We start from the raw sequence: 20630 nt of genomic DNA on the forward strand, positions 1-20630 counted from the left end.
TGATTCCATGACCGCACCCACCTGGCCCCACCGGATCCGCCAGTTCCACCGTTGGCTGGCCGTGGCCTTCACCGCAACAGTCATCGCCACCACCATCGCCCTGGCGCAGCAGGATCCCATCCTCTGGATCTCCTACACACCCCTGCTGCCGCTCGCCCTGCTGTTCATCAGCGGCGCCTACCTCTACGTACGCCCCCACCTCGTCAGGCGAAGTCGCCGGCGACCTGCCTGAACCACAACTCCACAGCCCGCGTGTGCAGCTCGAACCCCAACTCCGCAGGCGTCTTCAACACCTCAACTCCCGTGGTCTCAGCGTTGGCCTCGAAGTCGGAAAGCGAAGCCACCCCCGGCAACAACCCGAAGATCAGCAGAGTCCCATCCGGAGCACTCAGCGCGTCGAACAGCAGCACCGACCCCGCATCTCCGGAGACGCCGGTCTCCTCCCGCAGCTCCCGGACCGCCGCCTCCTGCCAGCTCTCGCCGGCCTCGACATAGCCGCCCGGCAGGGCCAGCGAACCTTCGGCCGGGGGGATCCCGCGCCGCACCACCAGCAGCCCAGCCCCCACCGGCTGCAGCGCCACCGCCACCGGCTTGGGGTTCAGGTAGCTGGTTTCACCGCACGCGGCGCACCGGCGCGGCCAGTTCTGGCCCGGGTTGAACCGCGCACCGCAGAAGGTGCAATGCGCGTAGCGGTCAGGCATGCATCGGGGCGTTGCAGGCGGCGACCAGCGCCTGGCGGCAGGCTGTCAGCAGCGGGCGCAGGGCGGCGTCGCGTTGCTGGGCTTCGTAGTTGTTGACCGCTGCGCCCGGGGCGTTCGTCTCGGCCAGCACCAGCACCTGGTCGAGGATGCTGGCGCGGGCGAAGAGCCGCCGCGAGCGGGGGTCGTACCCGGGCGGCAGTGTTCCTGTGCTCTCCGGGCGTCGCAAGGCCTGCAGGGCGCCGGCCAGCTCCGGACGCCACTGGGCCACATCCAGCCGGGTCAGTGCCGTGGTGGCATCCGCCAGCGCCTGGGTCAGCTCGGCTTCGGCCTCCGCCGAGCCCATCTGGAACACCGGCTTGTACTCGCCCACCGGGTAGAACCGCCACAGCACCGTCTCGAACTCCACCCCCGAGCCGGAGGTGTGCTGCCGCACCTGTGGGACCACCCCGAACGTGGGCGTCATCACTGCCTCACCGGCCAGCAAAGCGGCACCGGTCAGCTCGCCGGGGCCGGGTAACCCGCGCGGATCGCCCGGCGCCGGCAGCACCAGCCTGATCTCATCCGGGTGCAGCTTGGCGAACGACGGCAGCGCCTGGGCCAGGCTCACGTCGGTCCAGGTGCCGGGGGCGTCGGCGACAAGGTGTTCCTCGTCGGCGGCTATCTCGTCGGCCAGCTCGTCGAACGGGACGAGTCCGGCGCGCCAGGCTCGCACCCACGCCACGAACCGGGTTGACCGGCGTGCCGTGAGGGTCGCCGCATCTGCTGCGGGGGACATGCGAGCAAGGGTACGTGCCGAGCGCCGGAATTGTCTCGGCGAGTGTGTCGAAGCGGCGTGTCCGGACGGGCAGGGTTACGGTGCCGTCATGTATGGGGAGGACGTGCTCGGGGGCAATTGGCGGCGGCGGAAAGTCATTCCGGAGGTGGACGCCGAGCCGGACCTGGTGGTCGAGGACGCCGACTCGGGCTTCTGCGGCGCGGTGGTCGGCTTCGAATTCGGCGCCGTGGTGCTGGAGGACCGGCACGGCAAGCGACGCAATTTCCCGCTCGAGCCGGCCGCCTTTCTCCTGGACGGCAAGGTGGTCACCCTCCGCAAACCCGCGTCGCCGCAAGCCGCGCCGAAACAGAAGCGCACAGCATCAGGATCAATAGCGGTTGACAACGTACGAGCACAAGTCGCCAAAGCCTCCCGCATCTGGGTCGAAGGCATCCACGACGCCGCGTTGGTCGAAAGAATCTGGGGCGACGACCTGCGCATCGAAGGCGTGGTCGTGGAACCCTTGGACGGCATCGACGACCTAGCCGGCGCGGTGAAGGAGTTCCGCCCCTCCCGGACCCGCCGCGTCGGTGTCCTGGTCGACCATCTGGTTGCCGGCTCCAAGGAAAGCCGCCTGGTAGCCGCGGTCACCGACCCCAACGTGCTGGTAACCGGCCATCCGTACATCGATGTCTGGCAAGCGGTAAAACCGGAAAGAGTGGGCCTGCGCGCCTGGCCGGTGATCCCGCCCGGCCGCCCGTGGAAAGAGGGCGTCTGCCAGGCGGTCGGCATCAAGGAACCGTACGAGATGTGGCGCCGCATTCTCAGCAGCGTAAGCAGCTACAAGGACGTCGAAACGCCCCTGATCAACGCCGTGGAACAACTCATCGATTTCGTCACCGAGCCAGCGGACTGACGGGTGAGGCGGCCGGACGCTTGTGCCCGGCCGCCGTTCACCGTCAGGAGCGGGGGCGCCCGCTCAGTACCCCGAGCACCTCGGCATACCGCCCCTCAGCCACCGCATTGCGCTGCCATTTCACCCGCTCCACCAGGATCTGCCCCGCCGCCGGGTCGGCCTCCAGCAGGCTCATCACCTCGTCGAGGAAGTCCTCCAGCGGCATGGCGATTTCGGATTCCTGCTGGTTCATCAGCGCGGTTCGCACCGCTGGCGGCACGAGTTCGACAACGTGTACCTTGCTGTCCGACAACTGCACACGCAAGGATTCCGTGTACGAATGGACGGCCGCCTTCGTAGCGTTGTACGTGGGCGTGATCGGCAGCGGCAGATAGGCCAGCCCCGACGTAACCGTCATGATCGTGGCGCGCGGCTGCTCCAGCAGCCCCGGCAGGAAAGCGTTGACCAGCCGGATAGGCCCGAGCAGGTTCACCTGAACAGTGCGCTCGGCAACGTCAAGGGACGCCGCCTCGCGCAGATCCTCGACCTCCATGATGCCGGCCATCGTCACCAGCGTGTCCAACGCCGGAAAGCGCTCGGCCACCTGATCGCGCGCCGCAACAATCGACGCTGGGTCGCTGGTGTCGATGACAACCGTGGCGATGCCCGGATGCTCAGCTGCAATACGCTCCAGCAGCTCGGTCCGCCGCCCGCCAACAATCACGGTATTGCCCTTGGCCTGCAGCCGCAAAGCCAGCCCCAGCCCGATGCCAGAGGTCGCCCCAGGAATGAAAACAGTGTCCACGAATATCCGCCTCTTTCGTCATCCGGTACGACCAGAGCCTCGCCGACCAGCCGAGCAGTAGCTAGGCCGCGTTCAACCCAGGATTCCCAGACCCCCGATACCGCCAAGGCCCCTGGCAAGCGACCCCGTGGCTGGAGCTCGGCCTCCTTGAGCAGGCGCCTCAGGCCAAGTGCCGCGGATCCCGGCTGAACACGAACGTCGCCACATCCAGCTTCTCCGGCCGCCCGTCGCTCCCGCGCACCACCACCAGAACCTCTCCGGTGTTGGCCCCCGCCACCCCGCGCCACCGGTCCGGCCCCTCCTGCACGAACCGCCAAGCCGGTCGAGCCGAATACCCCACAGCCCCCATCACCAGCTCGGAACCGTCAGCGACAACCTCAACCTCCGATCCCATCCACCACCACCGCCCGCACAGCGCAGCAATGTCCGAGGGGACCGGCGCAGCAGGCTGCCAAGGCGCCACAGCAACCGGCTCAGAATCCAAGACAGCAGTCAAAGCAGACAGGGCCACGCCCCGGATAGAAGTTCCGCGCAGCCCATAAGAGTTGGCGAACGCGATAACCCCAACCCCGCTGCCCCGATGAACAGCCAGCTGCGAAACGTACCCGGGCATCGACCCGCCATGGGTGACATAGACCCGCTCGCCCACCCGGTTCAGCTCAGGCCCGAGCCCGTGCCCAGCCGTCCAGGTCTCGTCCTGCATCGCGACCGGGGTGCACATCTCGTCGACCGTGGAGCGGCTCAGCACGGCAGGAGCGGGAGCGGCCAGAAAGGCAGCCCACGTGGCCATGTCGGTAACCGTGGACCAGAGCTGGCCGGCCGGTGCCATGGCGCCGGTGTCGTGCCGGGGTTCCTCGTGCAGGCTGCCGTCGAGCGCGTGAACGACGTACCCGCGGGCGTACGGCTCGGTGGGGTGGTAGGTCGTTCTGGTCATCTCCAGCGGGCCCAGGACACGCTTGGTGACCAGGTTGGGCCAGGATTCGCCGGTTACTTTCTCCAGGACCGCGCCCAGCAGGCCGTACGCCAGATTGGAGTAGTGGTAGGTCTTGAAGGCCGGGCCGAAGATCTTGTCGGGGGAGAGGTCTCTCAGCAGTTGCTCGGTGCTGATTCCGGCGTTGCGTTCCCACCAGGGGCCGTCGGGTTCGCGTTGCAGGCCGGAGATGTGGCCGAGAAGTTGGCGCAGGGTGATGCCGCCTACCGGGGTCCCGGGCAGATGGCGATAGAGCAGGTCGTCGAGGGCGAAGGCGCCCTCGTCGCGCAGTTGCAGGACCATGGTCGCGGTCAGGGTCTTGGTGATCGAGCCGAGCCGGTACTGGGTGTCCGGATCGGGCAGCGGTGCCTCGCCGGCCCCGGTGAAGTGCAGCAACGCACGATCGCGGACCACCGCCAGGGCCAGCGACGGCGCGCGGCCGGTGGCCTGGGCGGTGGTGGCGATTTCGGTGATGCGTCGCCCGGTTTCCGGCAGCAGGGACACGGTTCAAATCCTTCCAAGGCTTCAGTGCGGGGTTTAACTAGCGGGCGCGGATATGGGAACGCGCGAATCGGATGTGACGCGGTGTCGCTCCTGGTGCGCCGACGTGTCACGATCGGGGTATGGAAGCCGTCCTGTGGATCGTTCTGGCCATCGCGCTCGCGATCGGCGAGGCGTTCACGGCGACATTTTTGATCATTTTCTTCGCCGCTGGGGCTGCCGCGGCGGCCGGGGCCGCCGCGCTCGGCGCTCCGCTGCTGCTGCAGGTCATCGTGTTCGCCCTCGTCTCCGCCCTGTCCGTCGGTGCCTTGCGTCCTCTCATCCTGCGCCGTTCGCGCGACGAGTCCGGATCCGACGAGATGCCGTTCGGGATCAAGGCGCTGGAGGGCGAGCACGGCACCGTGCTGGAAGAGGTCGGTGCCGACCACGGCATGATCAAGATTGAGGGCGAGCTCTGGCAGGCCCGCTCCTTCGACGGCGCGGAGACATATCTGCCCGGCGAACGGGTCCGGGTCCTCAAGGTCAAGGGCGCCACTGCCATCGTGTGGCGCGACCACACACCCAACATATAGAGAGGCACCATGGAAGCCGTAATCGGTGTACTCATCTTCGTGATCGCGTTGTTCGCGGTGATCACGCTCATCCGCTCCGTCCGCATCGTGCCCCAGCAGCGCATGGACGTCGTCGAACGCCTCGGCAAGTACAAGCGCACCCTTTCCCCGGGGCTCAACCTCCTGGTGCCTTTCGTCGACGCGGTACGGACCAAGGTCGACATGCGCGAGCAGGTCGTCAGCTTCCCGCCGCAGCCGGTCATCACCAGCGACAACCTCGTGGTCAGCATCGACACGGTGCTCTACTTCAAGGTCGTCGACCCGGTGCGGGCCACGTACGAGATCTCGAACTTCCTGCAGGCCATCGAACAGCTCACCGTGACCACCCTGCGCAACGTCATCGGTTCGCTCGACCTCGAGCGGGCGCTGACCAGCCGCGAGGAGATCAACCGGCACCTGTCCAGCGTGCTCGACGAAACCACCGGCCGCTGGGGCATCAAGGTCACCCGGGTCGAGATCAAGGCCATCGAGCCGCCGCCGAGTATCCGTGACTCCATGGAGAAGCAGATGCGCGCCGAGCGGGAACGCCGCGCCACGATCCTCAACGCCGAGGGTCACAAGCAGGCCCAGATCCTGACGGCCGAGGGTGAGAAGCAGGCGGCGGTGCTGCGCGCCGACGGTGACCGCCAGTCGCGCATCCTGCAGGCCGAGGGCCAGGCCAAGGCCATCCGCACGGTGTTCGACGCCATCCACACGTCAAACCCGTCGCAGAAGGTGCTCGCGTACCAGTACCTGCAGTCACTGCCGCAGATCGCCAACGGCACGGCCAACAAGGTGTGGATCGTGCCGACCGAGTTCACCAAGGCGCTCGACGGCCTCGGTGGCGCGCTCGGTGGCCTGGCCAACATGGCCGGTGACCAGCCGTCGGCCGAGGTGGATGCCGGAGCCGTGGAGCGCGAGGCAGCCGCAGCAGCCCAGGCCGCGGCAGCGGAGGCCGCAGCGGTCGGCCAGCAGGTGCGTGAGGCCGAAGCCCAGGTTTCCGGCGACAAGCCGCAGGCCGAACTCGCCGCCCCGGAGCCCATCCCGCCGTCCGCCGCGCTGGGTGCCGCCGACTACAACGGAGCGGGCGAACCGGAACGCGCCTGACCTCTCCGGGGTGCGGAACAGGAGCGAATATGGCAAAACCCCGCGCGAAGGTGCGGGGTTTTGTCATGGTTGTCCGAGACTGTCGAGGGTGCCCCCGGACCGCTCGGATCGGCCACATAAGGCGGAGCCAGCATGAGCATGTCGCAGTTCCAAACGGCCAGTGGGCGCCCTCTGCGCGTCGCCCCGGCCTGGGTCGGAGCAGCCCGATCCGAGACCCAGGACGACCGCTTGCTGTCCGTGCAGGAAGCGGTTTGGATCTATTCGGTACGACGGTACGCCCGCAGCGCGCTCTGGTGCCTCCCGCTCGGCGCCGCCCTCTACGGCTGGTCCACCCTGGGAATCGGCATCCCCCCGGGCCCGCTGCTGATCGAACTGGCCGCCGGCTGGCTCATCACGGTAGCCATGATCGGCCTGGCCGGTCTGCTGGCCGGGTCCCGCACCCGCCGCAGCGCCGTAGCCGGCCTCCTGATCGGACTGGCCGGCGCGGTCCTCTGGCTCCCGCTGACCGCGCTGCCCAGCGGCACCGCCCCCGACGGCACCGGCATCCCGGCCCCCTCGGTCCACACCCTCGCGCTGGTCGCCGCGGCCATCATGGGCACCGGCTGGCTCCTGCTCGGCTGGGCCGTCTTGCGCTCCAAGCTGGTCAACCCGGCCGACGGCATCCTGCTGATGCTGGCCGCCGTGTCGATCGGCGCGGGCTCGGTAGCGGTCAAGCCGCTGCCCACGGTGGGCGCGCTGCTGCTGCTCGCGGCGGGCATGGGCCTGGCCTGGACCGGCTCCCGGCTGATCCCGCCCAGCTAAGAGCCGATCGCGCCCAGCTAGGGCCTGGTCCCGCTCAGCCCGGGCCCTGTCCGCGCCACCTGACGGTCGGTATCAATGGTTGCCGATGCCATTCTGCGGGTCAGGTCCGGGCGAACCAGAACGTCGGTGCTGTCCACGTACTGATCGATGCCGCCGACCGCCGGAAGCTCGCTCAAGGTGGCATCGGAAATCCGGGCGCGCAGGGCCGCGGCGAAACGCTCCGCGTCGCTCACCGGGTACGGCCGGTCGAAGTGCGAACGGCGGGTGGCCTCGACCGGCGCGCTCAGGCCGAGCCGGTTCTGCCAGCGCCCCGCCGCCTCGTACGCCGTGCACAGCGCCGCCTGGCGTTGCCCCTGGTCGCGCGTGTCCACGGCTTCGTGCAGCGCGATGGAGACCTCGTCGGCCTTGCTCTTCGCCATGCCGAGCCACGTCCACGGCAGACAGAAACAACTCCAGCCGTGGTCCCCAGTCATGGTCAATCGAGCGTTCGGTGTCGAAGCCGAGCACCTCGGAGCCCGGACCCAGCCGCGCGGCAGCATGCGCCAGACCGGGATGGACCTCATCCAGCAGCGGGCGAACAGCCTCACCGTAGAACGCCGGCACAACTGCAGACCGGGCACAAACGACGGCAGCACGCCAGCCACCCTACGGACGCCGGAGACGCAGCGCATCGGCATTACGGTGGCGGCCCGGGGCGCTCAGCGCGACAGTTCGTAGAAGGCGATCGCCGCGGCGGTGGCCACATTGAGCGAATCGACCCCGTGGTGCATCGGGATGGCCACCCGCACATCGCTGGCCGCCAGCGCGTGCCGGGTCAGCCCGGGGCCCTCGGCGCCGAGCAACAGCGCCGGACGGGAACGTTGCTCCGGGGTCAGGGCGGCCAGAGCAACGGTGTCCGGGCCCGGGGTCATGGCCAGCAGCGTGAAGCCTGCCTGGCGAATGGTGGAAAGGGTCTCGCGCCAATCGGTGCTTTTCGCGTACGGAATGGCGAAGACCTCGCCCATGCTCACCCGCACCGAGCGGCGGTAGAGCGGGTCCGCGCAGTCCGGGGAAAGCACCACCGCGTCGATGCCCAAGGCGGCCGCGCTGCGGAACAACGCCCCCAGATTGGTGTGGGTGTTCAGGCCCTCGAGAACGGCGAGACGGCGGGCTCCGGCCAGCAATTGGACCATGGTGGGCAGCGGGCGGCGGTGAAACGATGCGAGGACGCCGCGGTGCACATGGAACCCGGTAATGGCTTCCAGGACCGGCTGAGTGCCCCCGTAAACAACGGCGTCGGGCGGCAGTTCGGTGAGCTGGTCCACGCGTTTCTGGTCCACCAGCACCGAGCGCAACCGGTATCCGCCGCGCAGCGCCCGCTGGATGACCAGGTCACCTTCGGCGATGAACAGGCCGTTCGGCGGTTCCCATTTGGTACGCAGTTCCACGTCGGTCAGCGCCCGGTAGTCGGCGATGCGGTCGTCGGCGGGGTCGGTGATCTCTGCGTAGGGCACCACAGCATTGTGCCTTCCGAGTACGTTGGCGTGTCTACGGGCCGCCACGCGAGAGGGCACCATGATTTCTGAACTGTCCACCGACCGGCTGCTCCTGCGGCAATGGCGTGATGAGGACGTGCTGCCCTGGGCCCGGATGAATGCCGATCCGCTGGTGCGTGAATTCTTTCCCGAGATTTTGACGTACGACCAGAGCGCCGCCTCCCTGAACCATTTCCGCACCGAGCTGGCCGAGCGCGGCTGGGGCTGGTGGGCCCTGGAAATCGCAGCGACCGGGCAGTTCATCGGGTTCGCCGGGCTGGATCCGACCGATGACGGGTTGCCTTTCAAGGGTGTGGAAGCGGGCTGGCGGCTCACCCGCGAAGCGTGGGGGCAGGGGTACGCGACCGAGGCCGGGCACGCCTGTCTGGACTACGGTTTTGACGTGCTCGGATTGGACGAGATCCTTGCCATCACCGCCACCGGCAATGCGCGATCCCGGGCCGTCATGCACCGCCTGGGCATGACCCGCGATCCGGGCGACGACTTCGACGACCCGGACGTGCCGGCCGGGCCGCTGCGGCGCAGTGTGCTCTACCGGCTCCGGCGCTAGGGTCGGCTCATGAAGGTCGACTCGCTGAAGGATCTGCGCGCCCGCCGAAGCGCCAAATGGCGCACGCATCCCGAGGATGTCCTGCCTTTGTTCGTGGCCGAGATGGACCTTCCGCTCGCCGCGCCGGTTGCCGCTGCCCTGCACGCTGCCGTGGACGCCTCGGACACTGGCTATGCTGCGCCCGTACCGGATCTCGGGCAGGCTGTTGCGGGGTTCGCGGGTCGGCGCTGGGGCTGGGACATCAACCCGGACAAGGTGACGGCGGTGCCCGATGTCGGGGTGGGCGTGGTCGAATTGCTGCGCGTGCTCACCCGGCCCGGCGAGACGGTAGTGATCAGTACGCCGGTGTATCAGCCGTTCTACCATTGGCTGCCCGAAGCCGGGGTGCGCATCGCCGAGGTTCCCCTGACCGCCGGTTCCCGGCTTGATCTGGCCGCGTTGGAAACCGCCTTCGCCGAACGTCCGGCGGCCTATCTGCTGTGCAATCCGCACAACCCGGTGGGGCGCGTGCACAGCCGCGACGAGCTGACCGAACTGGTGGCCCTTGCCTCCCGGTACGGCGTCGCGATCATCAGTGATGAGATCCACGCACCCCTGACGTTGCCCGGCGCCGCCTTCACACCGCTGCTCAGCGTTCCCGGCGCCCATGAAATCGCCGTCAGCCTGATCTCGGCGAGCAAAGCGTTCAACATCACCGGGCTCAAATGCGCGGCGGTCGTGGAGGGCAGGCGCCCGGTGTCACACCGTTTCCCGCCGGATCTGCAATGGCGTCCGGGGCATTTCGGGGTGCTCGCGACGGTAGCCGCCTTCACCGACGGCGACGCGTGGCTGGACGACGCGCTGAGTTTCCTGGACGAGCGCCGGACGCAATTGGCCGAGCTGCTTCGTACCCGGCTGCCCGGCATTTCCTGGCAACCCCCGGCCGCAACATATCTCGCCTGGCTCGACTGCCGCGGCCTCGGTTTGCCGAAAGATCCGGCGGAGTTCTTCCTGTCCCAGGCACGCGTTGCCCTGGAACCCGGCACCGACTTCGGCATTGCGGGGGCGGGCTTTGTGCGGCTGAACTTCGCCACCAGCTCGGAAATCCTCGACGAAGCTGTTTCTCGCCTGGCCGCGGCGCTGTGACAACGTGGGGTGACGGTGCCGCGGCGGCTCGATAACACCTTCTCGCAAAACCCGGTCAACATCGGACCTGACGGTTGCTTCGCGGGGGGACGGACGGCCCTTCCAAGCCCGCAGCCCTGACGAACGGGCCCGGCGGCCGCCTACCATTCCGGCCGTGTCGTTCACCTCGTCCCGCGAGCCCGCCTCGCCACAGCGCCCAGGCAACCACCGCCGGTCCGTGCGCGGCAAACGCGGCGCGGCCGTCGGTGCCGGAGTTGCCGTCGCCGTGATCGCCATCGCGGCCGGGGCCGTGTACCGCACCGGCTCGACCCCTGCCGCACCCCCGACCGCCAACGCCGCCGTTGTTGTTCCGGCCCCGGCTGCAGCGCCTTCCGCGGCCCCGGCCTCCGCCTCGTCGTCGGCTGTCGCGCCGATCCAGTCGAAGTCGCCCAGCGCGTCACCCTCCGCCTCCTCCGCGTCGCCTGCCGCCACCGCGCCGGCGACTCAGGGCAAGGCGACCGGCGGCTGGATCCCGGTCGATCAGGCCGCCTGGCAGAGGCAGGTGAAGGCGTACGAGGCCACCAAGGCCGACACCCCGCCCGCCGACGCCGGTAACCTCCCCGAGTTCCGGGCCGACTGCCAGTACAGCCACCGGCTGGCCGACGACCCGATCGTGGTTCCCGGGCTGCCCGGCGCCTCCCACATGCACTCGTTCGTCGGCAACAAGGCCGTCGACGCGCAAACCCAGGCCGCGGATCTGCAGAAGTTCACCGCGACCACGTGCAAGCCGGTGCAGGACCACTCGGCGTACTGGGTGCCGACGCTCTACGACAACGCCACCCACAAGCCGGTCGAGACCACGGGTTTCCGGGTCTATTACCGCTCGCTGCAGAACAACGCGACCGGTCAGATGCCGATGCCCAACGGCCTGCGCCTGATCGCCGGCGACGCCAAGAAGAAGGAACCGACCCCGCGCGGGGCTCAGGGCCAGTTCTACTGCGCGTACTACGGTCCGGGCGACGTCAACGGCGTGGCCCGCAGCACCAACGGCAACTGGCCCATCTGCGACGGCAAGGCTCTGCTGCACTTCACGCTGCAGTTCCCGGACTGCTGGGACGGCAAGCACCTGGACAGCCCCAACCACAAGGATCACGTGGTGTTCGGTGCCAACAACGCCTGCCCGGCCGGGCACCCGGTGAAGATCCCGGCGCTGTCCTTCGAGATTCAGTACGGCGTGCAGGGCTCCAAGGCCGGCTACTACCTCTCCTCGGACCCCGAGGGCAGGAGCGCCTCGTCGATGCACGGCGACGCGTTCGTGTCGTGGGACCTCACCGCGATGAACCAGCGGGTCAGGAACTGTATCGCCCAGCGTCGCACCTGCAACAACGACGGCTACGACCCGTTCTCGTTCGGCTGAGATGATCGGGCGATGATTCGCGAACATGCGCTGCTGCCGGTGCAGCCCGGACACGAAGAGGCCTTCGAAGCCGCCTTCGCTCAGGCGAGAAGCATCATCGCCGGGATGCCCGGGTTCCTGCGGCTGAGCCTGTCGCGGGGCCTGGAACGCTCATCGACCTACCTGCTGCTGGTCGAATGGGAGCGGCTGGAGGACCACACCGAGGGCTTCCGCGGCTCACCGGAATACCAGCGCTGGCGGGAGCTGCTCCACCACTTCTACGACCCGTTCCCCGTGGTGGAGCACTACACCGAGGTCCTCAGCGCCTGCACTCAACCGCGCGAGCGAGGCAAGCAGCACTTCTTGTACTTGGCGCCGGAGCCGCACCAGCACGACCCGTTGCGCTCCGGCGGCCAGGTGACCTGCGCCGAGGCCCCCGCCAACCGACCTGCGTAGCCGGCCCGGATCTCAGGGTCGGCCGGGTCGCCGTCGCTGCCCGCGAACCGGGTGAGCCCGGCGACCGAGGCGCGCAGCAGAACCGGGTTGGTGCGGCTGACGAGATCCTGTTCGAGGTGGGCGCGGTGTTCGTCCCAGCTCTTGCCGTACGACTCGGCCAGCGCCGGCCACTGCTGCACCAGCGACGCGAACTCGGCCTCCGGCCAGAACAGCAGGTCGGCGGCCGTCTCGGTGGCGGCCTGGTTGGCGAGCCTGGTCTCCAACCGGTCGGCCAGGTTGTCGTGAGCGTCATGCGGCCGGCCGAGCGCGTGGCGCAGCCGGTGCCGCTGCTGCAGGAGGAAGAACAGCAGACCGGCGTCGTCGGCGCTGGCCGGTTCCGTGGACGCGCCGCGTTCGGCGAGCGTTGACCGTACGGCATCGGTCAGCCATTGCTCGGCCACTTCGATGCGCTTGCCGACCGCCAGCGCCGCGCTGACGTAGGCCGCGGCGTCCGGGTCCTCGGTGAGCAGCGGGCGCAGCGTTTCGAGCTCGGTCATCGCCTCGTCGTCACGGCCCGAGCGGAACAGAATGCGGGCGCGCAAAGCCTTCGCCGACCCCGGCTGGTCACCATCTTGCGCCAGAGCCCGGCCGGCATAACGCAGAGCAGCCTCATGCTTCGAGCGGCTCTCGGCAATCTCGGCGGCCAGCGTCAGGGCATAACCGGCGTCCTGCGGGTCAGCCAGCCGGCCGGCTTCCACGGCATCGGCGAGGTCGGCCGCCACACCGAGCGGGTCGGCAGCACCGAGCGCGGACTGCCGGAGGTTGTCGAGATCTGCGCGAGTCAAAGACACGTTCGTACGCTACTGCGCCTTCCCGACCCGCCGCTGTTGATCTAAGTCTCACTTCCTCAACTCGGCGGAGGCGCCGTGGTCACCCGCCCCGATCAAGCCTCGCGGCGATTGCAGGCGATCAGGGGTTTGGGCGTACGGGTGGCCATGGACGATTTCGGTATCGGCTACACGTCGCTGGCACTGCTGAGTTCGCTGCAACACGGTGGATTCACGACTCGTCAAGCTGATCTTACAATTCGCCGAAGAACTATAAAGGCAATTGGCCCCCATCATGGTGGCCCCGCGCATGATTCAGGAGTGGTTTCTGCTGCATGCGGGGAGGTGAGCGCACATGGAAGGCACAGCAATGAGTGAACCGGTCTACGTCGTCCACGAGCACCCGGCCGGGCGCGCCGCTCCGTACTACATGGCCCATGTGGATCTCAGCTTCACCGGATTGGACGGGCAGCTCGAGCAGCTGTGGCTCAATGACCTTGGCGACAACACGTACCGGGTGGCATGCATCCCGTTCTGTGTTGACGGCTTGTCGTACCTGGACGTGGTCCAGTTGAATAAAGACAGTGGCCGCGTCGCCACCCTGCTCCGCCGCTTCGGGCACCGGGTGATGCGGGCCCTTGTCAAGCCGGGCGAGCCTGGTGCCGTCGCGAATTTGGCAGAGTCGCTGACTGCGGCGGCCGAGCGGGCCGGTGTCGCCTTCGAATGGCACGGCGACCGCTTCCTCGCCCTCGATGTCGCACCCGGTTCAGACAACGGTGATCTGCCAGCGCTGCTCGACAAGGCCAGCAAGGAAGGTCTACTGCAGGCCGGATTCGGCGACACTAATTCGTTCCCTCCGGCGGTGGGATAGCAGCCCTCGGCGAGGCATCGGACAAGCCGGTGCCACGCCGGCATGGCCGGGGGTCAGCAGCACGGTGAGGAAGACATATCCGTCCCGAATAGTAGGTGAAGGTGGCAGACAGAGTCGCATCAATGGAGTTGGCCGTGTCGAACGGTGTCCTCTTCATCGAGGACGCCGATCCGGAGACCGCACTCGAGCCGGTGGACATCGGAGAGGCGGCGGTCACGGCTGGCGATGGCTGGTTGATCGCGAAAGTGATGCAGCCGGTGGACGGGCACGTGCTGGTCGTCGTCACGCGGGACGACGGCTCGGGTGAGAGCCAGGAGAAGCTGCCGGTCGCGTACTTCGACGGGACGATCACCACCCGGCTGGGCCGGCTGGTTGTCCGCGATGTTCCGGAGGAGAACAAGATCACGGCCTATATGAACGAGGGGCCGTGTCGGATTCGGCTGTTTGTCGATACGCAGGACTTTCCGGAGCAGTTGGAGATCTTGCTGCCGGCTGAAGAGGACTGACGGTTGTCACACGGGGGAGGGCGTATGACCAGGACCAGAGGAACTCTGGCCGGAATCGTGGCTGCCGCGGTCGCGGTGGCGGTGGGCGGGTTTGGTGCTCAGGCGGCACAGGCTGCGCTGGCTGAGGGGCAGATCGTCCGGCCAGCTCGGAACAAGGTCGTCAAGGATCAGTACATCGTCACGTTGCGCAAGGACGCCGGGCTGACTGCGCGGGCGGCGGGCGGGACGGTGGCGCAGCGGTACGGCGGGCGGGTGCTTTGGACCTACTACTTTGTCCTTCCTGGAGTTGATGGCACCGGCGAGGACTATCCAGGCCGTAGTTTGCTGGGGTTACGGGTGACACGTCGATAGGGTGCGCTTATTTGGTAGCGCCGCCGGGAGGTGAATCGATGCCTGCTTCGCTTCGCCTGCCGGATGACCTTCGGCCGTTCTATGAAACATCGTGCGGTGTGGTCATGTTTGAGATGCGCCCTTCGCGTGGAGAATCGTGGGGCGGCACGAGTTGGTGCCGACGAACATCGAGGTTATCGGCGCGCAGGCCGACGACGACATCACCTCATCGTGGTACGTGATTGCCCGTCAGCAGGCGGACAGCAGTGCTCTGATCAGCATCGAAACGAAGCGCTGCGGGTTATCGGGCAATACGTGCGGGACTCCTCCTTCCCGCAGGGACTCGATGGGGAGTCTTCGCAGTAGCCGTCATCCGCGGAAATCGGCGAATTTCAGCACCACATGCAAGGCCAGCCGATCCTCGCCATCATCCAGGTCATACCCGGTCAGCGCCCCAATGCGCCGCAACCGGTGATACAACGTCTGCCGATGAATGGCGAGCGCCGCCGCCGTGCGCTGCGCATTTCCCGCCAAATCCAAATACGTCTGGGCCGTCCGCAGCAAATCCGGATCCCCGTCGAGCAACCGCTGCGCCCGCGCGTCGCCCACCGTCCGCGCCAGCTCATCAGGCTCGGCAAAGGACAACAATCGCAACACCCCGAGATCAGCCCATTGCCGTACGACCACAGCCCCCGATTGCCCCCGCAACCCGACCCGTAGCGCCGCATCCACCTGCCGCCACCCGGAGTACCCGTCCGTCACGTGCACTGGGCCCGACACGCCGGCCACGACACCGCCGGTGTGCTCGGCCAGCAGCGACCGCGCCGCCCGCTCGGCAACGTCGGCGGGCGAAGCGGACGACGGGGAGGCGGACGACGGGGAGGCAGGCGAAGCGGATGCAGGCGAAGGCGAGGCCGGCGAGGGCGATGCCGGCTGAACAAGCGCGCCGCGCTGCCCGATCGGGGCGCTGAGTACCCCGCGCGGCAGCAACCACGTATTGACCGGCCCAACCGGCCCGCCATCGCGGCGCGCCAAGCCGATCAGCACAACCTCGCGGTGCGCCGGCAGGAGCCCGTCGCGCTGCAATTCCTCTGCGGCGCGGGCGCGGGCTCCGGCGTCAGCCGACAGCAGCTCGGCCACCGCCCAGGACGTGTGATCGCTGGTACGAGCACGGCGCGCCATCGACACCGCGAGCTGATCGACGACGTCAGCGAGCGCATCAACTGCGGAGAAGGGGACAGTCTCGCCGGGGTCGAGCAGCCACAGGTAGCCGTACGCCACGCCGCGCCAGCGGACCGGGACGCACCAGCGGGCGTACAGGCCGGGCATGGCGTCGGCGGGGATGCGCAGCGGGTGCTCGGCCGCGGCGATGCCGAAGCTGGCGAAGACCTGCTGGACTTCGGGGCTGGAGCGGCGGCGCAGGATCGAGCGGCGGCGTACCTCGTCGACGGTTTCCTCGTGTCCGGAGCTGGCCACCAGGTGCAGGTCCCGATCCTCGAGGGTGGTGGGGGCGCCGGTGCGGGCCGCCACCACGTCCACCAGTTCCTGGAGCTGGGTGGGTTCGCTGTCGACAGCCATTGTCCAAATGTACAACGGATGGTGATCTTCGGCCGTACACGTGTATCTGGCTCCTGACGGGGGATGTTGTCTAGCGTCGGCGGCAGAGCCTAGGAGGGCCTCATGTTCGGACGACTGGTGCTGGCCGTGGCCGGCAACCGCGCGGTGCGCACGGCGATCAGCGACAGCCCGCTCAGTCGGCCCGTCGTGTCGCGGTTCGTCGCGGGTGAGGACGACGACGCGGCGATCACCGCGGTGCTGGCGCTGCAGCGCGACGGGCTGCACGCGACGCTGGACCACCTCGGCGAGGACATCACCGATGCGGCGCAGGCGGCTGAGACCGTGGCGGCGTACCGCAAGCTGGTCAGCCGGCTTGCCGATGCGGGGCTGGCCGAGGGCAACGAGATCTCGCTCAAGCTTTCCGCATTGGGGCAGGCGCTGGGCGCCGACGGGCCGGCCCGCGCTACCGGGAATGCGCATGAGTTGGCGGACCACGCGTATGCCCATGGCGTTGACGTGACCATTGACATGGAAGATCACACGACCATTGATGACACGCTGGAAACGGTGCGCTCTGTTCGTACCCGATATCCTCGGGTTGGTTGTGTCCTGCAGGCCATGCTCAAACGCACCGAGGGTGACGTGCGCGATCTGGGTGAGCCCGGCTCGCGGGTGCGGCTGGTGAAGGGTGCTTACGCCGAGCCGGGAAGTGTTGCGCTTACCGCCAAGAACGAGGTCGACCGCGCGTACGTGCGGTATCTGCGCCTGCTTGCCGAATCCGGCGCCTATCCGATGGTCGCCACGCATGACCCCCGCATTATCACCATCGCCGAATCCGTTCTGACACCCGCAGGGGCACCGGCGGAATTCCAGATGTTGTACGGAATCCGCGCCGCCGAGCAGCAGAGGCTCGCCGCGGCCGGGCACACCGTGCGCGTCTACATCCCCTACGGCACCGACTGGTACGGCTATTTCTCCCGGCGCCTCGCCGAGCGGCCCGCAAATGTTGGTTTCCTGCTCCGCCAGCTCACTTCCAGGTAAGGATGCGGTTTATGAACGCGCTCTCGCAGACCCCGGCGCCCCACAACGAGCCGGTGCTCAACTACGCCCCCGGCGCGCCCGAACGCGAGGAGCTGCAGCAGCGCCTGACCGAGTTGAACGACGCCGGTCCGGCCGAGCTGACCGCCACCATCGCGGGCGAGCAGCGCATGCCCGGCGGTGAGCAGTTCCAGGTCGTGGCGCCGCACCGGCACGAGCAGGTGCTGGGCGTGTCGGCGAACTCGACCACCGCCGACGCCGTGCAGGCCGTACGGGCAGCGAAAGCAGCCGCCCCGGGCTGGGCCGAGCTTTCCTTCGAGGACCGTGCCGCGGTGTTTCTCAAGGCCGCCGACCTGCTGGCCGGACCGTGGCGGCAGACGCTGAACGCCACCACCATGCTGGGCCAGAGCAAGACCGCCTACCAGGCCGAGATCGACGCCGCGTGCGAGCTGATCGACTTCTGGCGCTACAACGTGCACTTCGCCACCGAGATCTACACCGAGCAGCCGGTCTCCGGACCCGGCATGTGGAACCGCACGGACCACCGCCCGCTCGAGGGTTTCGTGTACGCGGTCACGCCGTTCAACTTCACCAGCATCGGCGCCAACCTGCCCACCGCCCCGGCGCTGATGGGGAACACGGTGATCTGGAAGCCGGCCCCCACCCAGCAGCTGTCCGCGCACTTCACGATGCGCCTGCTGGAGGCGGCCGGGCTGCCCGCCGGGGTCATCAACATGCTGCCCGGCGACGGCCTCGCGGTCTCCGACGTGGTGCTGGCCGACCGCGACCTGGCCGGGGTCCACTTCACCGGCTCGACAGCGGTGTTCCAGCAGGTGTGGCGCCGCGTCGGCGAGAACATCGGCAGCTACCGCGGCTACCCCCGGCTCGTCGGCGAGACCGGTGGCAAGGACTTCATCATGGCGCACCCGTCGGCTGACCCGGCGGTGCTGCGCACGGCGCTGATCCGCGGCGCCTTCGAATATCAGGGCCAGAAATGCTCGGCGGCTTCCCGCGCCTACGTGCCGCGCAGCGTGTGGCGGGCCATCCGCGACGACCTGGTGGCGCTGACCGAGGACCTGGCCATGGGCGACGTCACCGACTTCACGAACTTCGGCGGCGCCGTCATCGACCGCAAGTCCTACGACCGGCTGGCCAAGGTGCTCGACGCGGCCAAGCAGGACAGCTCGCTGACCGTGATCGCCGGCGGCACCGCCGACGACTCGACCGGCTACTTCGTGCGCCCCACGATCATCGAGGGCACCGACCCGGCCAACGAGGTCTTCACCACCGAGTACTTCGGCCCGGTGCTGTCGGTGCACGTCTACGACGACGCCGACTACGACAAGGTGCTGCGGCAGATGGAGTCCGCGGCCCCGTACGCGCTGACCGGCGCCATCATCGCCCAGGACCGCACGGCCATCGCGCACGCCCAGCACTTCCTGCGCAACGCGGCCGGCAACTTCTACATCAACGACAAGCCGACCGGAGCCGTGGTGGGTCAGCAGCCGTTCGGCGGCGGGCGCGCCTCGGGCACCAACGACAAGGCCGGCGCGTCGAGCAACCTGCGGCGGTGGTCGAGCGCCCGGTCCATCAAGGAGACGTTCGTGCCGGCCACCGACCACCGGTACCCGCACATGGGCTGATCCACCAGTTACGACCCTGGTCGGTCAGTTCGGTGCGGCCGAGGCTGCGGCGGGCGGTGAGCTTCTCGACGTTCACACCCGCCGCGGTCAGCACCGGCGAGATTCGGGCCTGACATTCTCTGTGACAGTCCTGACCCACACCTCAGGATGGGTGAACCAGAAGTTGTGCGGCACACCGGACACGGTGGAAAACCTGCCGCGCGGAACCAGGTGGGCAAGCTGAGCCAGTGGCCACGACGGGCGGATGTCGTCCCCGGCGGCGATGAAGTGCATCGGCACCCGGCAGTCCGCCAGCCCCCGCCACAGATCGGGCCGATGGACCCACTCGGTAAACGATTCGCCGAGAGCCGCGTGCACCTCAGGTACCCAGGCGATGTCGACAACCGGCTCCGAGGTCACGCCGTCGTGGTACGCCTCGGACCACGTGCTGTCACGCTGGGGACCCCGACCGGCAATGCCGACCACCGCGGTCACCGCCTCCGGGTGCTCGACCGCGTAGCGCACCGCAAGGTCGGACCCCCACGAATGACCAACCACAACCCACGTGCTGACACCTGCTGCCGTACGGATGTTCTCAAGGTCTTTGATTGCTTGTTCCATGGAGTGCGGTCCGCCGGTCGAACGGCCGACCCCGCGGGGCTCGGGGAACCAGGCGCGATGCCCCAGCGGCGCCAGTTCGTCGCGTTCCAGGTACTGCACACAACCGGGACCGCCGCTCAACACGACGACATCGGGTCCTTGGCCGGTCACGCCCACGTGCAATGCGGCTGTTCCAACCTCAACTGTCCGGGAGTCCATGGCATAGAAAGCTAACGCAGCTTCAGCTCCTCATAGGCGCAGGAAGATGTCGGCTCGGCGCGAAACGGCGTCCAATCCAGACATGCGGTGGTTCTCTGTCGAGCAGGTGCCGGAGGGTGGCCCGCACCTGAGCGCCGACCGGGCCCCCGCGCCCACGGATCTGCCGTTCGTCTGGTGGGTCACGGCCCAGATTGATCGACGTTCTGCACCTGCCGCCGGGGCACAGCGCGGGACGGGCGGGCGCCGCGATGGCGTGGATGGGCGGCTTCTAGGCCTCGCCTGCGTAAGGGACCCAGACGAAGCCAGGAACAAAAGGCACAAACGCTGCTCCGCGTACGTCCGCAAGCACATCTTCCGCCAAGACGACACCGGGCAGGGTTCCGGTCGCAAGTTCGTCGGACCAGTCTCGCCGCAGTTCGGCCGGGCCGGCAAAAGACTCGGGATCCCAGCCGACGACGGCAGTTCGGTACTTCGTGAACTGTTTGAGTAATTCGTACAGCTGGTGGCCCAGGGCGGAAAGGTGCGCGGTGGACAGGCGCACCGGCTCGTACCTGGAATCACCGGGAAATCCCCAGCTGACGCCCACCGGAAGAACGCTCAGCAAAAGCAACGGTGTGTCGTCCACATCGCGCACCCGGTTGATCATCGGGCCGTGCAGAGCGATTTCCCGGTGGCCGACGGTCAGGGGAGGCGCGGCGACGACCAGGTGCTGGGCCGCCTCAGCCGCGGCCACGTCGGAACCAAAGTTGACCACCAGCTCGAAAATGACCGCCATGCGCCCCATTTTGCAACTGTGGCTACCCAGCCGCCGCCCCACCAGGTACGACGACGCGGCGAAGCGTTCCACCACACGTTCCTATGCCTGGGTGAGTGGTCCGTCAGGTAGGGGTGCGTGCGAATACGTGCGCCTGGCTTG

The 20630-nt window shown here is 68.1% G+C and carries 23 protein-coding genes and 1 pseudogene; 14 read left to right on the forward strand and 10 right to left on the reverse strand.

Annotated features, from left to right (window positions below; translation table 11 throughout):
* The first annotated feature begins 7 nt into the window (after positions 1-7).
* A complete protein-coding gene (locus TFC3_RS10210; RefSeq protein WP_067498623.1) occupies positions 8-232 on the forward strand; it encodes a hypothetical protein in 225 nt (74 codons plus the stop codon).
* On the opposite strand, the gene TFC3_RS10215 is transcribed toward TFC3_RS10210, so the two are convergent.
* Together TFC3_RS10215 and TFC3_RS10220 are read right to left on the reverse strand one after the other, a co-directional pair.
* A complete protein-coding gene (locus tag TFC3_RS10215) occupies positions 204-701 on the reverse strand; it encodes an NUDIX domain-containing protein (RefSeq protein ID WP_067498626.1) in 498 nt (165 codons plus the stop codon). The genes TFC3_RS10210 and TFC3_RS10215 overlap by 29 nt on opposite strands.
* Positions 694-1476, reverse strand: coding sequence for a hypothetical protein (locus tag TFC3_RS10220; RefSeq protein WP_067498629.1), 783 nt, complete (start codon positions 1474-1476; stop codon positions 694-696). The genes TFC3_RS10215 and TFC3_RS10220 overlap by 8 nt, the downstream gene beginning before the upstream one ends.
* A gap of 88 nt (positions 1477-1564) precedes the next feature.
* On the opposite strand from TFC3_RS10220, the gene TFC3_RS10225 reads away from it, so the two are divergent.
* Positions 1565-2371: a DUF3097 domain-containing protein gene (locus TFC3_RS10225; RefSeq protein WP_067498632.1), complete on the forward strand. Its 807-nt coding sequence runs from the start codon at positions 1565-1567 to the stop codon at positions 2369-2371.
* A gap of 43 nt (positions 2372-2414) precedes the next feature.
* On the opposite strand, the gene TFC3_RS10230 is transcribed toward TFC3_RS10225, so the two are convergent.
* The gene (locus TFC3_RS10230) at positions 2415-3155 is read right to left on the reverse strand and encodes an SDR family oxidoreductase (RefSeq protein ID WP_255363755.1); all 741 of its coding nucleotides are present in this window, start codon (positions 3153-3155) and stop codon (positions 2415-2417) included.
* 160 nt (positions 3156-3315) lie between these two features.
* Complete coding sequence (locus tag TFC3_RS10235) at positions 3316-4629, reverse strand: serine hydrolase (protein ID WP_067498638.1); 1314 nt, start codon at positions 4627-4629, stop codon at positions 3316-3318.
* Between the two features lie 119 nt (positions 4630-4748).
* Between TFC3_RS10235 and TFC3_RS10240 the strand changes: the two genes are divergently transcribed.
* The 3 genes from TFC3_RS10240 (at position 4749) to TFC3_RS10250 (ending at position 7124) form a co-directional block, all read left to right on the forward strand.
* Positions 4749-5198, forward strand: a complete 450-nt coding sequence (locus tag TFC3_RS10240) for an NfeD family protein (protein WP_067498641.1) — start codon at positions 4749-4751, stop codon at positions 5196-5198.
* A gap of 9 nt (positions 5199-5207) precedes the next feature.
* Positions 5208-6323 carry an SPFH domain-containing protein gene (locus TFC3_RS10245; protein ID WP_067498644.1) on the forward strand — a complete coding sequence of 372 codons (1116 nt, stop codon included), beginning with the start codon at positions 5208-5210 and terminating at the stop codon, positions 6321-6323.
* Between the two features lie 132 nt (positions 6324-6455).
* A complete protein-coding gene (locus TFC3_RS10250; protein WP_067498647.1) occupies positions 6456-7124 on the forward strand; it encodes a hypothetical protein in 669 nt (222 codons plus the stop codon).
* Between the two features lie 17 nt (positions 7125-7141).
* Here the strand turns inward: TFC3_RS10250 and TFC3_RS38695 are convergent, their stop codons facing one another.
* Entirely contained in the window at positions 7142-7543 is a 402-nt protein-coding gene (locus TFC3_RS38695) for a hypothetical protein (RefSeq protein WP_067498650.1), read from the reverse strand.
* Positions 7544-7822: 279 nt separating this feature from the next.
* Positions 7823-8617, reverse strand: coding sequence for an RNA methyltransferase (locus TFC3_RS10265; protein WP_067506379.1), 795 nt, complete (start codon positions 8615-8617; stop codon positions 7823-7825).
* A 61-nt stretch (positions 8618-8678) separates the two neighbouring features.
* Between TFC3_RS10265 and TFC3_RS10270 the strand changes: the two genes are divergently transcribed.
* The 4 genes and pseudogenes from TFC3_RS10270 to TFC3_RS39205 form a co-directional block, all read left to right on the forward strand.
* Positions 8679-9209: a GNAT family N-acetyltransferase gene (locus TFC3_RS10270; protein WP_067498655.1), complete on the forward strand. Its 531-nt coding sequence runs from the start codon at positions 8679-8681 to the stop codon at positions 9207-9209.
* A 9-nt stretch (positions 9210-9218) separates the two neighbouring features.
* Positions 9219-10334: a MalY/PatB family protein gene (locus tag TFC3_RS10275; protein WP_067498657.1), complete on the forward strand. Its 1116-nt coding sequence runs from the start codon at positions 9219-9221 to the stop codon at positions 10332-10334.
* 154 nt (positions 10335-10488) lie between these two features.
* Entirely contained in the window at positions 10489-11730 is a 1242-nt protein-coding gene (locus TFC3_RS10280; RefSeq protein ID WP_067498659.1) for a DUF1996 domain-containing protein, read from the forward strand.
* 12 nt (positions 11731-11742) lie between these two features.
* Positions 11743-11961: pseudogene (locus TFC3_RS39205) on the forward strand (antibiotic biosynthesis monooxygenase); the annotation flags it as partial.
* A gap of 80 nt (positions 11962-12041) precedes the next feature.
* On the opposite strand, the gene TFC3_RS38700 reads toward TFC3_RS39205, so the two are convergent.
* A complete protein-coding gene (locus TFC3_RS38700) occupies positions 12042-12995 on the reverse strand; it encodes an SEC-C domain-containing protein (RefSeq protein WP_067498661.1) in 954 nt (317 codons plus the stop codon).
* A 331-nt stretch (positions 12996-13326) separates the two neighbouring features.
* On the opposite strand from TFC3_RS38700, the gene TFC3_RS10290 reads away from it, so the two are divergent.
* The 3 genes from TFC3_RS10290 to TFC3_RS10300 all read left to right on the forward strand — a co-directional run bounded on the left by TFC3_RS10290 (position 13327) and on the right by TFC3_RS10300 (position 14699).
* Complete coding sequence (locus TFC3_RS10290; RefSeq protein WP_082771959.1) at positions 13327-13842, forward strand: DUF4265 domain-containing protein; 516 nt, start codon at positions 13327-13329, stop codon at positions 13840-13842.
* Between the two features lie 122 nt (positions 13843-13964).
* Positions 13965-14348 carry a hypothetical protein gene (locus TFC3_RS10295; RefSeq protein ID WP_067498665.1) on the forward strand — a complete coding sequence of 128 codons (384 nt, stop codon included), beginning with the start codon at positions 13965-13967 and terminating at the stop codon, positions 14346-14348.
* A 24-nt stretch (positions 14349-14372) separates the two neighbouring features.
* Positions 14373-14699 carry a hypothetical protein gene (locus tag TFC3_RS10300; RefSeq protein WP_067498667.1) on the forward strand — a complete coding sequence of 109 codons (327 nt, stop codon included), beginning with the start codon at positions 14373-14375 and terminating at the stop codon, positions 14697-14699.
* Between the two features lie 348 nt (positions 14700-15047).
* Here the strand turns inward: TFC3_RS10300 and TFC3_RS10305 are convergent, their stop codons facing one another.
* Positions 15048-16256 carry a CdaR family transcriptional regulator gene (locus tag TFC3_RS10305; RefSeq protein WP_067498669.1) on the reverse strand — a complete coding sequence of 403 codons (1209 nt, stop codon included), beginning with the start codon at positions 16254-16256 and terminating at the stop codon, positions 15048-15050.
* Positions 16257-16358: 102 nt separating this feature from the next.
* Between TFC3_RS10305 and TFC3_RS10310 the strand changes: the two genes are divergently transcribed.
* Positions 16359-17276: a proline dehydrogenase family protein gene (locus TFC3_RS10310; RefSeq protein WP_067498671.1), complete on the forward strand. Its 918-nt coding sequence runs from the start codon at positions 16359-16361 to the stop codon at positions 17274-17276.
* A gap of 11 nt (positions 17277-17287) precedes the next feature.
* Complete coding sequence (gene pruA, locus TFC3_RS10315; RefSeq protein ID WP_067498673.1) at positions 17288-18916, forward strand: L-glutamate gamma-semialdehyde dehydrogenase; 1629 nt, start codon at positions 17288-17290, stop codon at positions 18914-18916.
* A gap of 87 nt (positions 18917-19003) precedes the next feature.
* Here the strand turns inward: pruA and TFC3_RS10320 are convergent, their stop codons facing one another.
* Positions 19004-19714: an alpha/beta fold hydrolase gene (locus tag TFC3_RS10320; protein WP_067498675.1), complete on the reverse strand. Its 711-nt coding sequence runs from the start codon at positions 19712-19714 to the stop codon at positions 19004-19006.
* Positions 19715-19982: 268 nt separating this feature from the next.
* Positions 19983-20561, reverse strand: a complete 579-nt coding sequence (locus TFC3_RS10325) for a hypothetical protein (protein WP_067498677.1) — start codon at positions 20559-20561, stop codon at positions 19983-19985.
* Positions 20562-20630 lie beyond the last annotated feature (69 nt).

It is taken from the genome of Actinoplanes sp. TFC3 (genome assembly GCF_001553785.1).
GTDB lineage: Bacteria > Actinomycetota > Actinomycetes > Mycobacteriales > Micromonosporaceae > Actinoplanes.

Bases quoted from the DNA above. Each gene is read 5' to 3' on its own strand.
- TFC3_RS10210 (WP_067498623.1), top strand. From the start codon at position 8: ATGACCGCACCCACCTGGCCCCACCGGATCCGCCAGTTCCACCGTTGG.
- TFC3_RS10215 (WP_067498626.1), bottom strand. From the start codon at position 701: ATGCCTGACCGCTACGCGCATTGCACCTTCTGCGGTGCGCGGTTCAAC.
- TFC3_RS10220 (WP_067498629.1), bottom strand. From the start codon at position 1,476: ATGTCCCCCGCAGCAGATGCGGCGACCCTCACGGCACGCCGGTCAACC.
- TFC3_RS10225 (WP_067498632.1), top strand. From the start codon at position 1,565: ATGTATGGGGAGGACGTGCTCGGGGGCAATTGGCGGCGGCGGAAAGTC.
- TFC3_RS10240 (WP_067498641.1), top strand. From the start codon at position 4,749: ATGGAAGCCGTCCTGTGGATCGTTCTGGCCATCGCGCTCGCGATCGGC.
- TFC3_RS10245 (WP_067498644.1), top strand. From the start codon at position 5,208: ATGGAAGCCGTAATCGGTGTACTCATCTTCGTGATCGCGTTGTTCGCG.
- TFC3_RS10250 (WP_067498647.1), top strand. From the start codon at position 6,456: ATGAGCATGTCGCAGTTCCAAACGGCCAGTGGGCGCCCTCTGCGCGTC.
- TFC3_RS38695 (WP_067498650.1), bottom strand. From the start codon at position 7,543: ATGGCGAAGAGCAAGGCCGACGAGGTCTCCATCGCGCTGCACGAAGCC.
- TFC3_RS10270 (WP_067498655.1), top strand. From the start codon at position 8,679: ATGATTTCTGAACTGTCCACCGACCGGCTGCTCCTGCGGCAATGGCGT.
- TFC3_RS10275 (WP_067498657.1), top strand. From the start codon at position 9,219: ATGAAGGTCGACTCGCTGAAGGATCTGCGCGCCCGCCGAAGCGCCAAA.
- TFC3_RS10290 (WP_082771959.1), top strand. From the start codon at position 13,327: ATGGAAGGCACAGCAATGAGTGAACCGGTCTACGTCGTCCACGAGCAC.
- TFC3_RS10295 (WP_067498665.1), top strand. From the start codon at position 13,965: ATGGAGTTGGCCGTGTCGAACGGTGTCCTCTTCATCGAGGACGCCGAT.
- TFC3_RS10300 (WP_067498667.1), top strand. From the start codon at position 14,373: ATGACCAGGACCAGAGGAACTCTGGCCGGAATCGTGGCTGCCGCGGTC.
- TFC3_RS10305 (WP_067498669.1), bottom strand. From the start codon at position 16,256: ATGGCTGTCGACAGCGAACCCACCCAGCTCCAGGAACTGGTGGACGTG.
- TFC3_RS10310 (WP_067498671.1), top strand. From the start codon at position 16,359: ATGTTCGGACGACTGGTGCTGGCCGTGGCCGGCAACCGCGCGGTGCGC.
- pruA (WP_067498673.1), top strand. From the start codon at position 17,288: ATGAACGCGCTCTCGCAGACCCCGGCGCCCCACAACGAGCCGGTGCTC.
- TFC3_RS10320 (WP_067498675.1), bottom strand. From the start codon at position 19,714: ATGGACTCCCGGACAGTTGAGGTTGGAACAGCCGCATTGCACGTGGGC.